The sequence below is a fragment of the Kitasatospora sp. NPDC042419 genome, assembly GCF_056437345.1.
On the sequence record NZ_JBWKAW010000025.1, the window covers coordinates 52,751 to 67,652 of the forward strand.

Consider the following 14,902-nt stretch of genomic DNA (forward strand, 5'->3'; position numbering starts at 1 on the left):
GGGTGCCCGGGTCGGTGCGGGTCCCGCCGCGGGCGAGAGGGCGCCGGTCGGGTCAGCGGGTGCCGGTGCGGCGCGCCTGCTCGATGGCCGTGACCCGGGTGGGTGTCCACGGGTGCTCGGACTGGCGGGGCCGCTGCGGCCGCTCCCCGCGCTGGGGTCGCTCGGGTGCCGCCTGCCGCAGTGGCCGCTGGCCGCGCGGGCCGTCCAGGGCCGAGCGCGGCGGCAGCTCCGTCACGGTGTGGACGGGTCCTTCCGCCCACGAACCCGCGTGCGGATTGCGTCCGCTCCGTCCGTCGCCGAGGATCTGCCAGCCCGTCGGCGTCAGCGCGACGTACGCGCCGCACCGCAGCCCGTGCAGGGTGGCCGCGTCCTGGAGCGCCCACATCCAGGCGCCGTCCTGCTCCGTCCAGCCGGCCGCGCCCTCCCGGCAGCGCAGCAGCACGGCCGTCCGGGTCGGGGCCGGGAGGCGGAGGTCGTGCGGGACGACCTGGCGCAGGTGCGCGAGGATCGCGTTGCGGTGGAGCCAGCCGTCCTCCTGGTGCGGCCGCGGTGCGAACGAGGCCGAGCCGACCAGCCGGTGCAGTGCGTCCAGGACGGCGACCACGACGGTGCCGGGCTGGGGCAGGTGGCGCTGGTGCAGTTCCAGCACGAACTCCCGCGGATCGCGGAGCAACGGGATCCCCGAGGCCGTCCAGGTCTCCAGGTCGAGCACCCGTCTGGGCGCCGAGCTCCGGGCGAGGGGATACTGACCTCGGTCGATACCGTTGATCACGATCCTCCTTCCCGACCCACGGGCGCGCGGGTACCTGCGTACGCCGAAGACCTGGTCGAAAGGACCGGGTTCCGGGTACGGTCCAATTCTCAGGGTAGACGGGGTGGAGCGGCAACGATGAAATGATGAACGCCGCCCGAAAGCCAACGTTCTGCCGGATATATTCCACGTTCGTGCGAGCGCTACCCGACTGTCGTCGGACCGTGATCCGGGACGGCCGGAGGGCGCCGCGAAGTGTCCCGGGCCGACTCCACCTCCGCTTTTCGTTGTCGGCGGCCCCGGCGGTGCCCGCCGGGTGTCCCGCCGTTCCGGTGACCTCCGCCAATACTCCATTCGGGTGATAGGGGTCGGATTGCCGCCGGGGACGGTCAGCCCTGCACCGCCAGCACCAGCGGCAGCACCGCACTCGCCCCGGCCCGGCGCAGCAGTCGGGCGGCCACGGTGACCGTCCACCCGGAGTCGACCAGGTCGTCCACCAGCAGGACCGGCCCGCCCGCGGCCGCCACCGCCTCCTCCAGCTCCGGGGGCAGGACGAGCGCGCCGGCCAGCGCGTTCAGCCGCTGGGCGCTGTTGCTGCGCGACCCGTGCGGCGGCTGCCCGGTCGCGTACGCGATCTGCCCGAGCAGGGGCAGCCGCCCGATCTCGGCGATCCGGGCGCCCAGGCTGCCGACCAGCCGGGGCCGGCGGGACGAGGCCATGGTCACCACGCCGACCGGGCGGTCGAGCCGCCCGCCGTCCGCCGCCGCCGGGCCGGCCCAGCCGCCCGGGCCGCGTGCCCAGTCCGCCAGCACGGTCACCAGGGCGTCCACCGCCTCGCCGGGGACCGGCCCGTCGGGAGCCTGGTCGGCGAGCAGCGTCCGCAGGCGGTTGCCCCAGCCGATGTCGGAGAGCCGGCCGAGCGCACGGCCGGTCTCGGCCTGCTCGCCGGCCGGGATGCGGCCCTTGAGCGGCACGCCCAGCGCGTCCATCCCGGTGGGCCAGAGCCGGCGGGGCTCGAAGCCGACCCCGGGGCGGCCGAGCGCAGCCCGGGCGGCCTCCAGGGCCTCGGCCGACACCTCCGGGCCGTGCAGCGGTCCGGCGCAGTTGTCGCACCGGCCGCAGGGTGCGGCCCGGTCGTCGTCCAGCTGCCGGCGCAGGAACTCCATCCGGCAGTCGGTGGCCGCCGCGTACTCGCGCATCGCCCGCTGCTCGGCCTCGCGGGAGGCGGCCACCTTGGCGTAGCGGGCGGTGTCGTACTCCCAGCTCTGCCCGGTGGCCGTCCAGCCGCCCTTCACCCGCCGGACGGCGCCGTCGACGTCGAGGACCTTGAGCATGGTCTCCAGCCGGGCGCGGCGCAGGTCCACCCGGGGCTCCAGCGCGGCGGTGGAGAGCGGGCGGCCGGCCTCGGCGAGCGCGTCGATGGTCCGGCGCACCTGCTCCTCGGGCGGGAAGGCCAGCGAGGCGAAGTACCGCCAGATCGCCTCGTCCTCCCGGCCGGGCAGCAGCAGCACCTCGGCCCGGTCGACACCGCGCCCGGCCCGGCCGACCTGCTGGTAGTAGGCGATCGGGGAGCTGGGCGAGCCGAGGTGGACCACGAAGCCGAGGTCCGGCTTGTCGAACCCCATGCCCAGCGCGGAGGTGGCGACCAGCGCCTTGACCCGGTTGGCCAGCAGGTCGGCCTCGGCGGTGCGGCGCTCGGCGTCCTCGGTGCGGCCGGAGTACGAGGCCACCGCGAAGCCCCGCTCGCGCAGGAAGGCCGTCACCTCGTCCGCGGCGGCGACCGTCAGGGTGTAGACGATGCCGGAGCCGGGCAGCCGGTCGAGGTGGTCGGCCAGCCAGGCCAGCCGGTGCGCCGGGTCGGGCAGGGCGAGGACGCCGAGGGTGAGGCTCTCGCGGTCGAGCGGCCCGCGCAGCACGAGCGCGTGCGCGTCGCCGGCGCCCGTGCCGAGCTGCTCGGCGACGTCGGCGGTGACCCGGGCGTTGGCCGTCGCGGTGGTGGCCAGCACCGGAACGCCCGGCGAGAGGTCGGCGAGCATGGTGCGCAGCCGGCGGTAGTCGGGGCGGAAGTCGTGGCCCCAGTCGGAGATGCAGTGGGCCTCGTCGACCACCAGCAGGCCGGTGGAGGCGGCGAGCTTGGGGAGCACCTGGTCGCGGAAGTCCGGGTTGTTCAGCCGCTCGGGGCTGACCAGCAGGACGTCCACGGCCCCGGCCGCGACCTCGGCCTGGATCGCGTCCCACTCGTCGGTGTTGGCGGAGTTGATGGTGCGGGCGTGGATGCCGGCCCGGGCGGCCGACTCCACCTGGTTGCGCATCAGGGCGAGCAGCGGCGAGACGATGACCGTCGGTCCGGCGCCGCGGGCCCGCAGCAGGGAGGTGGCGATGAAGTAGACGGCGGACTTCCCCCAGCCGGTGCGCTGGACCACGAGGGCCCGGCGGTGGTCGACGACCAGGGCCTCGATGGCCGTCCACTGGTCGTCGCGGAGCGTGGCGCCGGGGCCGGCCAGCTCGCGCAGGACGGCCTCGGCCCGGGTCCGGACCTCGGCGCGGTCGGCGGCGGTGGCGGTGCTGTGGGTCTTCGGCTGCTGCATGGCGTCCATGTAACCCCGAGGTGCCGACAACGGGCGAACGGCGGCCGGTGATGTCCGGCGGGATCGGGGTCGTATTTCATCGGCTGTTCTGCTGAACGGACGCCGAATGTCCCCCGGGAGAGTGGTGCCCGATGGGCCGAACGAGGGAGGAGTTATGCACAGGCGGGGTTTATCCACAGGGAAAAAAGAAAAATCCGGGGGCCCTGGCGAATTGCGGCAGTCTTCCGGCCATGAACGACGAACGCATCGCGCTCCCCTTCGGCGACGGCCCCGGCGGCCGCCCGATCACCATGCGGGGCCCGGCCGACATGGCCGAGCTGCTGCCCTACCTCCTCGGCTTCTTCCCCGACGACAGCATCGTCGCGGTGGGCCTGCAGCCTCCGGACCTCCGCCAGGGCGGGGTGATCCGGTTGGACATCCCCGAGTCGGCCGAGGAGTGGCCGGCCGCCGCGGAGGAGACGGCCGCCCTCCTGGTCAGGCTCTCCGAGCGGCAGGGCGAGCGGCCGGCCCAGGTCCTCCTCTACCTCTGTCAGGACCCCGGACGGGAGCACGGCCCGCCGGTGGACGAGCGGCTGCGCCCGCTCGCCGACCGGTTGCGGCTGGCCTTCGAGAGCCGGGGGGTGCGGGTGAAGGAGTCGCTCTGCGTCTCGGCCGGCCGCTGGTGGTCCTTCCTCTGCCGGCGTGACGGGTGCCGTTGCGACCCGGCGGGCACCCCGATCGGCAGGGGCCCGGGGCCGGGCCCGGTCGCGGTGGCCGCCACCGTCGCGGGCCTCGCACCGCGCGGGAGCCGCAAGGAGATCGTCGCCGGGCTGGCGCCGGTCGGCCCGCCCGGGGCTGGCCCCCAGCGGCGGGCGATCGCCCGGGCCGAGGGCGGCCCGGCGGCGGGGCGGCGGCCGGTGCTCGGCCGGGAGGAGAGCGCCCGGCTGCTCGACCGGGCCGTCGCCGACTTCGCGGCGGGTGCCACCGGGCTCGACGAGGACCGGACGGCCCGGTTGCTGCTCGCCCTCCAGGACCGGGTGATCCGGGACCGCGCCGCCGAGTACGCCAGGCCGGCCGAGCTCGCGCCCGCGCAGCGGCTCTGGCGCTTCCTCGCCACCCGCTGCGTGCCGCCCTACACGGGCTACGCCGCGCCGCCGCTCACCCTGCTGGCCTGGGTCTCCTGGGCCGCGGGGGACGCCGCCACGGCCCGGGTGGTGCTCGCCCACACGCTCCGTCTCGCCCCGTCCTACCTGCTGGCCCAGCTCCTGTACGAGTCGCTCAACGGCGGCTACGCGCCCGAGTCGCTGCTGGCGAGCGTGGAGGCGGAGCGCCGCCGTCGCACCGAGCGGGAGCGGAGTCGGGCGGCGGAAGCGGATCCGGAGCCCGTTCCGGCGCAGGCCGACGGCGGGCGGACCGACACCGGACCGGGCGACCCCGGACGTCCCGACGCCGGGCCCGCCGGTTCCGGGCCCAGCGGCTCCGCGCCGGTCGACGGCGAGCGGGCCGATGCCGGGCCCGGCGACGCCGGGGCGAGCGATCCGCCGCGGCCCGGCCGGACCGGAGACCCGGACCGGTCCGGTGGTGCCGCCACGGCGAAGGCCCGCCGTCGGCGCAGGCGCGCCCGCCGGGCCGGGCCGGACGGGTCACCCCCGCCCGGCGGAGCGACCGGCCCGGTGACCGGAGCCGCCGCCGGTCCCGGGCGCCCGGCCGGAGCAGGGCCCGGGCCGCGTGAGGTCCCCGGTCAGTCCGGTCAGTCCGGTCAGCCAGGTCAGCCCGGTTCGTCGGATCCGGCGGGTCCGACGGGCCTCTCCGGAGCGGGCGGCAGCCGGCCCGGAGCGGAGTCGGTGCCGCGCGCACGGAGGCTGCCGGGGGGCCGTCCGGCGGAGCGGCCGTGTGCCACCCGCCGGGCGCGGGCCGGCCGTCCTTCGCCCTGGGCGGCGCCGGCCGCGCCGGCCCCCGCCCGGCGGGGCCGATGCCGGGGCGTACGGGGTGCGCCGTCCGGGGCCCAGGGCGCCCGGTGACCAGCCCGGTGATCCCGGAAACCCGCCCGGCACGTCCTCGTCCCGGTCCGGCCGCCCCGTTCGGGCGGCCGGACCGGACGGGGCCGGGGCACCGGCGGGCCCGGTACGGCGGGCGGCTACGCCTCGCCGCGGGCCATCGCGATCAGGCGGTCGAGCACCTTGCCGCCGCTGACCCGGAGGCCGTCGTGCTCCCACTCGTTGGTGATCCAGGTCCGCAGCCCCCGGACGACCCGGGCGGTCTCCAGCGAGTCGGCGGTGTCGACGTACATGTCGTCGTGGTAGACCGCCGCCACGACCGGCACCTCGTTGGCGGCGAGCCGCGCCGGGTCGTAGAGGTCGGGCCAGTCGGTACGGGCGGCGAGCAGGTCCGCGGTCTCCTTCAGCGGACGCAGCGCCGGGTCGGTGTCGAACATCCAGGGGTAGATCATCTCCCCGCTGAACAGCACCGGCGCGCCGGACTCCAGGGCGGCCCGGGCGTCGAACTCCGGGAACTCCGCGCGGACCCGCTCCGCGGACCACGCGGTGCCGGCCGGGTCCACCGAGCGCTGGCCGTAGATCGACTCGTGCAGGACGGCGTAGAGCGGGCCCTGGGTGAAGGAGAGCTGGGCCTCGACACCGGCCAGGAAGGTGTCGGAGAGGTCGGGACCGGCCGCGCCCTCCACCCAGGCCTCCTCCAGCAGGTAGTGCAGGGTGCCGGAGCCGCTGCCCGTGCCGAGCAGCATGCCGAGCGACTGGAACGCCTGGACGGTGAGCAGCCCGCCGCCGGGCAGGGCGGCGGGGGAGTCGGCGAGGTGGGCGGCGATCCGCCGCACCGCGGCGACGTCCTGGGGGAAGCGCTCGTAGTGGCCCTCGTTCTTGCGGACGACCCTGGGGTAGGCGGCCCGGTAGACGTCGTCGGCGGAGCTGCGCAGACCGGCGAGGCCGCCCGTGACGAAGGCCTGGTCCAGTCCCTCGGGCGCGATCGAGAGGTAGGTGAGGGTGCAGAAGCCGCCGAAGCTCTGGCCGAGCACGCTCCAGCGGCGGTCCTCGCCGAGCAGCCGGCGGCGGATCAGCTCGGCGTCCCGCACGATCGAGTCGGCGCGGAAGTGCGCCAGGTAGTCGGCCTGCTCCTTGGGACCGCCCCGCCGGGCGAGCGTCTGCCGGGTCGCGGGCGTGGACCGCCCGGTCCCGCGCTGGTCGAGGAGGAGCACCCGGTAGTCGTCGAGGGCGCGCTCCAGCCAGCCGTCCCGGCCGAGCGGGCGCCCGGCCTTGCCGCCCGGTCCGCCCTGGAGGAAGAGCAGCCAGGGCAGGTCGTCGTCCTTCGCACGGCCCGGGGCGACCACCTCGCGGGCGTACACCTCGATCTGCTCGCCCTGCGGGGCGCTGTGGTCGAGGGGCAGGTCGAAGACGTGGTCGGTGATGACAATCCCGGGCAGCCGGCTGGGGGTGGACATACAACTCCTCGGTCTCTGCTGGTCACAGCGATCGCTCTGGCCCCGACCGGGGTTGCCGGTGGCGGGGCCGCGACCCCCGCACCGTATCCTGGCCGCGGCCGGACACCGGTTCGGCGGCCGCCGCCCGGGACCGCCCACCGGCGGACCGGCCCCGACGGCCCGCACGGCCGACGAGAGGCGGCAGCGGACCGGCACCGGACGGAGCGACGACGAAGCCCCGGCGGCGCCACCGGCAGCCGCGGCGCGGAGGCCCGGCATCCCGGGCGGGCGCCGCGGTCGTTGCGGCGGGCGTGACCTGCGGCCGGTCTCCGGCGTTCACCACGGGGGCGCTGTGCCGGGAACGCACCGCTTCCGGATTCGCCGCCGGCCCGGGAACGCCGTCGACAGGACGGCCGGCACGGGCGCCGTAGCGGGTGGCGGGGCACGGAACCGGACCGCCGCCCCCGGGCAGCGGTCCGCACGGGGCGCGGGGCAGCGGCGCGGCAGCACCGCTGCAGCGGGGCGTCGGCCCTGACGGCGGGTCGGTCGGGCACGGCGACCGGCCGGGCCGGCGGGAGGCCGGGAACGGAGCGGGGCCGGTACCTCGGTATCGAGCACCGCATGGCACGGCCCGGCACCGGGTACGGCCAGGCACGGAACACCGGTCGGCGGGGAGGTCCGCCGGCCCGACACCACCAGCACGCGATCGAACATGCTCGCGGCCCACAGGCCCTGACCGGCCACCGGACCGCCGAGGGGAGGAGAGTCCGGTGACCGCGATGAGGCCACCACAGGCCATGCCGGCCGAGAGTGTGGTCGGCGCGCCCAGACCGGTCGGACGACCGGACCAGGCCCAGCCCGGCGCACCCGGCGGCCCGGCCCGGTCCACGCCGCCGCGCCCGCAGCCGGCCGCCGCCCACCACGCGGTGCTCTGCGTCAACGCGCCCGCGATGGCCGCCTCCGGGCCGGACGGCCAGCTGCGCGGGCACGGCCTGCACGGCTTCTACCGTTCGGGCGTCCGGGTGGTGGCCCGGATGGAGCTGAGGCTCGGCGGGATCGAGCCGATTCCGCTCCAGGGCACCCTGACCACCGCGGCCCAGGCCCGCTTCCTCGGCGCCGTCCGGCTCCCCGGAGACCTCGACCCCGACCCGGCGCTCACCGTCGAGCGCCTGCGCCACGCCGACGGCATCGAGACCGTCACGGTGCGGAACACCGGCAGCCGCGCGGCCCGGCTCCCGCTGGAGATCGCGCTCGGTACCGACCTCGGCCCGGTCGGCGAGATCGCCGCCGGCCACCGGCCGGCGGACCTGCCCGGCCAGGTGCAGTCCTCGGGCCTGCGCTGGGCGGGGCCCGCCCACAGCGCCACGGTCAGCGCCCAGCCCTCCCCGCACGCCGTGCTGGCCGGCGCCGGCGTGCTGCGCTGGGACCTGGAGGTCCAGCCCGGGGCCCGCTGGTCGGTCGAGCTGCGGGCCGAGCTGGAGAGCACCGTGCCAGGCCCCCGGCCGCCCGGCGGCCGGGGCACCGGAGTCCCGCTGCCCTGGGCCGAACCCGAGGTGCGCTGCGACGACTCCCGGGCCGCCCTGGTGGTGGCGCGTTCCCTGGACACCCTCGGCGGGTTGCTGTTCGCCGACCCCGACCGGCCGACCGACCTCTACCCGGCCTCCGGCGCGCCCTGGCGGTTCGGGCTCGCCCCGGCCGACGCGCTCTGGGCGGCCCGGCTGGCCCTCCCGCTCGGCACCCGGCTCGCCGCCGGCACCCTCCGGGCCCTGGCACGCCGCCAGCAGCCGGCGTCCGCCCCCGGCCAGGGCGGACGCCGCCCCGAGGGGCTGCTCCCCGGAGCCCTGCGGCACGGCGGCCCCGAGCTGCCGCCGACCTGCACCGCCACCGAGGCGACGCTGCTGTTCGTCACCGTGCTGGCCGAGGCGTGGCGCTGGGGCCTGCCCCGGCAGGAGGTCGCCGAACTGCTCCCGGCCGCCGAGCGCGCCCTGTCGGCGCTGCGCGACGGCCTGGTCGACGGCTTCGTCACCGACCTGAGCCGCCCGGTCGAGGAGCGGTCCGTCCACCCGGTGCCGGCCAGGGCCGAGGTCCAGGCCCAGGCGCACCGCGCCGCCCTGCACGGCGCCGACCTGCTGGCCGCCTTCGGCCGGCCCGGCGCCGAGGAGTGGCGCAGCTGGGCGGCCGGGCTGCGCGCACGCTTCCGCGACCGGTTCTGGGTGGACGACCTCTCCGGCGGCCGCCCGGCCGCCGGCCTGGCGCCGGGCGGCCAGCCGCTGCCCGCCGTCGCCTCCAGCCTGGTCCACCTCCTCGACCCCGGGCTATCCGCCGAGGGCGGCCGGCACGAGAGCCTGCTCGACCGCGAACAGACCAGGCTGCTCGCCCAGCGGCTGACCGCGCCGGAGCTCGACAGCGGCTGGGGGCTGCGCACGCTCAGCGCCAAGTCGCCGCGGTTCAACCCGCTCGGCCACCGCAGCGGCGCGGTGCGCGTCCACGAGACCGCCCTCGCCGTCGCCGGGCTCGCCGAGGCCGGCCACGAGAACGAGGCCGGGGCGCTGCTGGAGGGTCTCCTCGGAGCGGCCGCCCACTTCGAGGGCCGGCTGCCCGAGATGTACGCGGGCGAGCAGCGGACGCCGGGCTGCCCCCCGGTGCCGCACCCGGGTGCCTGCCGCCCGGCCGCGGTCTCGGCCGCCGGGGCCGTGCACGCGGTGTTCGCGCTGGCCGGCGTCCGGCCCGACGTCCCGGGCGGGCGGGTGCTGGTCCGCCCGGCGAGCACCGCGCCACTCGGAGAGCTGGAGCTGACCGGCCTGCGGGTGGCGGGCGAGCCGTTCTCGGTGCGGGTCAGCCGGATCGGCGTCGCGATGGTGGAGGAGGCGTCCGCGGAGCTGCAGCTGGTCGCCCGCTGACGCCGCCTCCGCCGCGTGGGGGGCGGGCCCGACCGCCGGTCGGCCCGCCCACCGTGGACCGTCCGTACGCGGGCCTGTGCTTATCGTCAGAGAGACGACTATGATCGTCGCCATGTCGCGTTATGACCCGTCGGCCTTCCCCCCGTTCGCTGTCACGGTCGACCTGGTGGTGCTGACGGTGCGCGAGCACGCACTCTGCGCCCTGCTGGTCCGACGGGGCGAGCCGCCCTACCAGGGCTACTGGGCCCTCCCCGGGGGCTTCGTCCGGCCCGACGAGGGCCTCGCCGAGGCGGCCTCCCGGGAGCTTGCCGAGGAGACCGGCCTGCGCGCCTACTCCGCCCCGGGGCACGACGCGGTCGGTCCCGGCACCGCCGGCGCCCACCTGGAACAGCTCGCGACCTACGGCCACCCCCAGCGCGACCCCCGGATGCGGGTGGTCAGCGTGGCCTACCTGGTCCTCGCACCGGACCTGCCGACCCCGCGCGCCGGCGGCGACGCCAGCAGCGCCCGCTGGGCCCCCGTCACCGAACTGCTCGGCCCGAACCCGGTCGACGGGGTCCCGCTCGCCTTCGACCACGGGCTGATCCTGGCCGACGGGGTGGAGCGCGCCCGCTCCAAGATCGAGTACTCCTCGCTGGCGACGGCCTTCTGTGCGACCGAGTTCACCGTCGGCGAGCTGCGCCGGGTCTACGAGGCGGTCTGGGGCGTGGCACTCGACCCGCGCAACTTCCACCGCAAGGTGACCGGCACCCCGGGCTTCCTGCTGCCCTCGGGCGGCACCACGACACGTCAGGGCGGACGCCCGGCCCAGCTGTTCACCTCCGGCGGGGCCAACGTGCTCAACCCGCCGATGCTGCGCCCGGACTCCTGAGCCCTCGGGGCCGGGACCGGAGCCGGGGCCGGGACCGGAGTCGGCGGCTGCGACCGGGCGCCGGCCGGGCTCGCCGGGTGTCGTCCGGCCCCTCTCCGGTGCTGCGCCGTGCCTGCCCCGTGCCGCCGTGCCCGGCCTCACTCCACCGGGTCATGCCGGTCTCGCCCGCAGGACCGGATCGTCCCCTGATCGGGTGAGGTGTGCGGGCGCCGGGCCCGTGCCACTCCCGCAATGCCCGGAATCTCCGGTACGGCCCCCTAATGTGCTGGCGCGGAGCCGTGCGGGAGCGACTCCGCGCCACGACGCAGACCGGGTCGGCCGAGGCATGGGAGCAGCCAGCGATGATCCAGATCACCGGACTGACCAAGGTCTACCGCAGGGGTGGTCCGCCGGCGGTGCTGGATCTGACCTTCGACGCCCGCCCCGGGATGGTGACGGCGCTGCTCGGTCCCGAGGGGGCGGGCAAGTCGACCGCCCTGCGGCTGATGCTCGAACTCGAACGCGGCCGGGGCGTCACGCTCTTCGACGGGCGCACCTACCGGCGGCTGCGCCGGCCCGAGCGCGAGGTCGGCGTGGTGCTGCCCGGTGCGGGCGGTGCCGACGAGGCGGCCGACACCGCCGGGCACCCCGGCCGGAAGGCGCGCGGCCACCTCAGGATGCTGGCCGCCGCCGTCGGGGTCCCGGCGAGCCGGGCCGACGAACTGCTGGAACAGACCCGGCTGGCGGCCGTCGCCGACCAGCGCCTGCGGACGTTCTCGCCCGGGATGCACCGCCGGCTGGCCCTCGCGGCCGCACTCCTCGGCGACCCCGGGATCCTGCTGCTGGACGCACCGACCGAGGGGCTCTCCCCGCGCAACGCGGAGTGGTTCCAGTCCTTCCTGCGCTCCTTCGGCGTCGCGGGCGGGACGGTCCTGGTCACCACCCGCACCCCGCAGGACGCCGCGCGGCTCGCTGACCGGGTGATCACCCTGGACCAGGGCCGGCTGGTGGCGGACCAGCCGGTGACGGAGTTCCGGCGTACCCGGCTCAGCCCGGAGGTCGCCGTTCGCGGGCCGCAGATGGCCCGGCTCGCCGATCTGCTGGTCGGCCAGGGCGCACAGGTCCGCCGCGACGGCGGGGCCGGCCTCGCGGTGGCCGGGATCGGCCGCACCGAGATCGGTGAACTCGCCTACCGCAACGGCATCCTGTTGCACGAGCTGGCCGACCGGGTGGTCGAGCAGCCCGCGCCCCGGGCGGCCCTGCCGGACGGCTCCGGCCGCTCCGGCCACCTCCGGGTCCGGAGCGGGCCGGGACCGGCCCGTCCGGAGGCGAAGCGGACCGACCGGTCGGGCGGGAGTGCCGAGGAGGTTGCCGGGGCGGGGGCCGCGGGGGCGGACCGGACGGTCGCGCTGCCGCAGGTGTCGGCCGAGCCGGCCCCGGTGTCGCAGCCGGCCGTCGCCGAGCGGGAGCAGGGGCCCTCGCCCACCGTCGCCCTGCCCGTCGCGCCCGGGCCGACCGTGGCCCCGGCCGTGACCTCGACTCCGGCGCCGGTCGCGGTCTCGGCCGCCACCGCGCTGTCCGCGATCACGGCCCGGGCCGCCAGGCGCGCGGCCCGGCGGCCCGGCTCCTCGCCGATGCCGACCCCTGCCCCCGCCCCGGCCCCGGCCACCCCCAGCGCTTCGGGTGCCCTCGGCGAGGAGGACGTGGACACCTCCCCGACGATGGTCGTGGACCGGGTCTTCCGGGACGGCCTGGACAGCCTGGCCCGCTCGGGCGTCATGCCGGTGTCCGAATCGCACGACCGTGCCGGGCCCGCCGACGACCTGCCGACCGATGACACCATCCGCCTCGGCCGTCTCACCCACGCCGCGGGCCACCCGGCCGCCGAGCCCGCCGACCGGTCCCATTGGGCCCCCGCACCGCAGGCCGGGGCCACCGCCGACACGGCTCGCGGCCCGTCGGCCCCGACCCCGGAAGCCGGGGTGCCCTCCGTGACCGCGCCGTCCGGGCCGTCCGGGCTGTCTGGGCTGTCCGGATCGTCGGGGGTGCGTGATCGTGCCGCCGCCGGTCCGGCTCGCTCGCTCCCGGTGGCTCCGGCCCCTGCCGGCGCCCCCGCCCCGGCTCCGGCTCCGGTGTGGCACGCGGGCGGGCCGGCTGCGGCCGAGGTGCCCGACCGCGGGCCCGCCGTCCTTCCCGTCACCCCCGCCACCATCGACCTTCGGAGCGAGTGAACCGTGCGAGTTCTGGCCTACGAGCTGCGCCGGCTGCGCGGCCTGCGTTCCACCTGGCTGCTGCTCGGCGCGGTGGTGCTCTGCGACGCGGTGGTGGCCGCCCTGCTGGCGCGGCAGGCGCCCGACGGGGGACTGGACGGGGCGGCGGGGGTGCGGCTGCTGACGGCGACGGTGCCCCTGGTCCCGCTGCCGTTCGCGGCGCTGGGGGCGGGGGTGCTGGGCGCCCTGTCGTACGGGCACGAGGTGCGGCACCCGGGGCTGGCGGCCTCGCGGGTGTCGTACCCGCGCCGGGTGCGGCTGCTGGCGGCCAAGCTGCTGGTGACCGGTGCGGTGGCGGGGCTGCTGGGCCTGGTCACGCTGCTGGTCGACGCGGTGGCCGTGCACCTCGCGCTGCCGGCGGCGGTGACGGTGACGGCCTGGGCCGAGCCGGCCGCGCTCTCCGGCCGGGTGGCGGAGGCGCTGGCCTCGGCCGGGCTGGGCGGGCTCGGCGAGCTGCCGACCGTGCTGGCCCCGGTGGCACTGGCGGCCGGGCAGGGGTCGCCGGCCGCGCTGCTGGCCTTCGTCCTCCTGGTGGTCGTGGCGGGCTGGACCGGGGTGCTGACGGCCTCGCTCACCCGCAGCGCCGCCGCCGGGGTCCTGCTGCTCTGCGCGCTGCCGCCGCTGCTGGAGTCGGGTGTGGCGCTGCTGCTGCGGCAGACCGGGACGGCCTGGCCGACCCGGGCGGCGGAGCTGCTGCCGTTCCAGTCGGGGGTCGAGTGGGCGTACGGATGGGTGTACGGCGGGGACCGCCGGGTTGCGGGGCGCGGATCGGCGTTGACCGATCCGGCACTGCTGGCCGCGGTGACGGCGCCGGCCTTCGTGTTGCTGCTGGCCGTCCTGGTGGTCCAGGCCCGGCGCCGGGCGCTCTGAGCCGCCGATGGGGTCGGGTGGCGTTCCGCCGGGGCGTCCGCCCGGCCCTGGCGGTTCGTCAAGATCGACCACCAGTGACCGCAATGAGCGTTTCTTCCTGATAAGAAGTCAATTATCCAGTCACGGTCGATCACCCTTTCGTGTGCTTTTCACGAGAATTCTCAAGCTGCGCCCCCCGATCGCCGACAAAGGACCTGTGAGTACCCTTGCGCACCCCACCATGACCTCTGCCCGTTCCGCCGACGGGGCCATCCCCGGCCCCGCCGACCTGGACCGCTTCTCCTACGCCGACCGGCCGACCCCGCCGGCGCCCCGTTGGGAGGGCGCCGAGTCGGACCTCGCCCGGGTCGGCCGCAAGACCACCAGCAGCCGCGGCCGCGGCCTGCACGGCCAGCTGGTCCAGCAGCTCGGCCAGATGATCGTCTCCGGCGACCTCGGCGCCGACCGGCCGCTCGTCCCCGAGGAGATCGGCCAGCGGTTCGAGGTCTCCCGCACCGTCGTCCGCGAGTCGCTGCGCGTGCTGGAGGCCAAGGGCCTGGTCAGTGCCCGGCCGAACGTCGGCACCCGGGTCCGCCCGGTGAGCGACTGGAACCTGCTCGACCCGGACATCATCGAGTGGCGCGCCTTCGGTCCGCAGCGGGACGAGCAGCGCCGGGAGCTGTTCGAGCTCCGCTGGGCGATCGAGCCGCTGGCCTCCCGGCTCGCGGCCGGCCACGGCCGGGAGGACGTCCAGCAGCGCCTGGCCGAGCTGGTCGAGATCATGGGCCACGCCGCCGCCCAGGCCGACCTCTCCACCTTCAGTCGGGCCGACGCCGAGCTGCACGGGCTGGTCCTGCAGCTGGCGGGCAACCGGATGCTGGAGCACCTCTCCGGGATCGTCGCCTGCGCGCTCCAGGTCTCCGGCGGCCCGGTCATCGCCTGCGAGCGGCCGGCGGAGGCCTCGGTCAGCCTGCACGCCCGGCTGGTGGACGCGCTCGGGACCGGCGACGGCACCGCCGCCGAGGCCGCGATGCGGGCGCTGCTCACCGTCCACCCCGAGATCGAGCCGTCGGTCCCGGCGCCCCGGGAGCACTGAGCGGTCCGTTCGGGGCCGAGTGTTCCCCCCGCTCCCCGCGACCACCGGCCCTCCGGCTGCCGCCACGGCGCAGCCGGAGGGCCTCTGTGCGCCCGGTCGAGGGCCCGGCCCGCCGGGGGAGGGGGCGCGTCCGGTGTCGCCCCGGCTCTGCTCCGGCGCCGCCCCGGCACAGCCCCCCGTTGCTCC

At 77.2% G+C, this 14,902-nt stretch carries 9 protein-coding genes; 6 read left to right on the plus strand and 3 right to left on the minus strand.

Annotated features, from left to right (window positions below):
• Positions 1 to 52: 52 nt before the first annotated feature.
• Positions 53 to 772 carry a hypothetical protein gene (locus AC067J_RS33370; RefSeq protein ID WP_478305625.1) on the minus strand — a complete coding sequence of 240 codons (720 nt, stop codon included), beginning with the start codon at positions 770 to 772 and terminating at the stop codon, positions 53 to 55.
• Positions 773 to 1,140: 368 nt separating this feature from the next.
• Complete coding sequence (locus AC067J_RS33375) at positions 1,141 to 3,339, minus strand: DEAD/DEAH box helicase (RefSeq protein WP_478305627.1); 2,199 nt, start codon at positions 3,337 to 3,339, stop codon at positions 1,141 to 1,143.
• 230 nt (positions 3,340 to 3,569) lie between these two features.
• On the opposite strand from AC067J_RS33375, the gene AC067J_RS33380 reads away from it, so the two are divergent.
• Positions 3,570 to 5,339 carry a DUF4192 domain-containing protein gene (locus tag AC067J_RS33380; RefSeq protein ID WP_478305629.1) on the plus strand — a complete coding sequence of 590 codons (1,770 nt, stop codon included), beginning with the start codon at positions 3,570 to 3,572 and terminating at the stop codon, positions 5,337 to 5,339.
• A 116-nt stretch (positions 5,340 to 5,455) separates the two neighbouring features.
• Here the strand turns inward: AC067J_RS33380 and AC067J_RS33385 are convergent, their stop codons facing one another.
• Positions 5,456 to 6,772, minus strand: a complete 1,317-nt coding sequence (locus tag AC067J_RS33385; RefSeq protein WP_478305631.1) for an alpha/beta fold hydrolase — start codon at positions 6,770 to 6,772, stop codon at positions 5,456 to 5,458.
• A gap of 758 nt (positions 6,773 to 7,530) precedes the next feature.
• Between AC067J_RS33385 and AC067J_RS33390 the strand changes: the two genes are divergently transcribed.
• From AC067J_RS33390 to AC067J_RS33410, 5 genes are all read left to right on the plus strand, one after another.
• Complete coding sequence (locus tag AC067J_RS33390; protein WP_478305756.1) at positions 7,531 to 9,651, plus strand: glycogen debranching N-terminal domain-containing protein; 2,121 nt, start codon at positions 7,531 to 7,533, stop codon at positions 9,649 to 9,651.
• Between the two features lie 112 nt (positions 9,652 to 9,763).
• On the plus strand, positions 9,764 to 10,522 hold the full coding sequence (locus AC067J_RS33395; protein ID WP_478305633.1) for an NUDIX hydrolase: 759 nt from the start codon (positions 9,764 to 9,766) through the stop codon (positions 10,520 to 10,522).
• Positions 10,523 to 10,863: 341 nt separating this feature from the next.
• Entirely contained in the window at positions 10,864 to 12,732 is a 1,869-nt protein-coding gene (locus tag AC067J_RS33400; protein ID WP_478305635.1) for an ATP-binding cassette domain-containing protein, read from the plus strand.
• Positions 12,733 to 12,735: 3 nt separating this feature from the next.
• The gene (locus tag AC067J_RS33405; RefSeq protein WP_478305637.1) at positions 12,736 to 13,641 is read left to right on the plus strand and encodes a hypothetical protein; all 906 of its coding nucleotides are present in this window, start codon (positions 12,736 to 12,738) and stop codon (positions 13,639 to 13,641) included.
• 196 nt (positions 13,642 to 13,837) lie between these two features.
• Positions 13,838 to 14,716, plus strand: a complete 879-nt coding sequence (locus tag AC067J_RS33410) for a FadR/GntR family transcriptional regulator (RefSeq protein ID WP_478305639.1) — start codon at positions 13,838 to 13,840, stop codon at positions 14,714 to 14,716.
• Positions 14,717 to 14,902 lie beyond the last annotated feature (186 nt).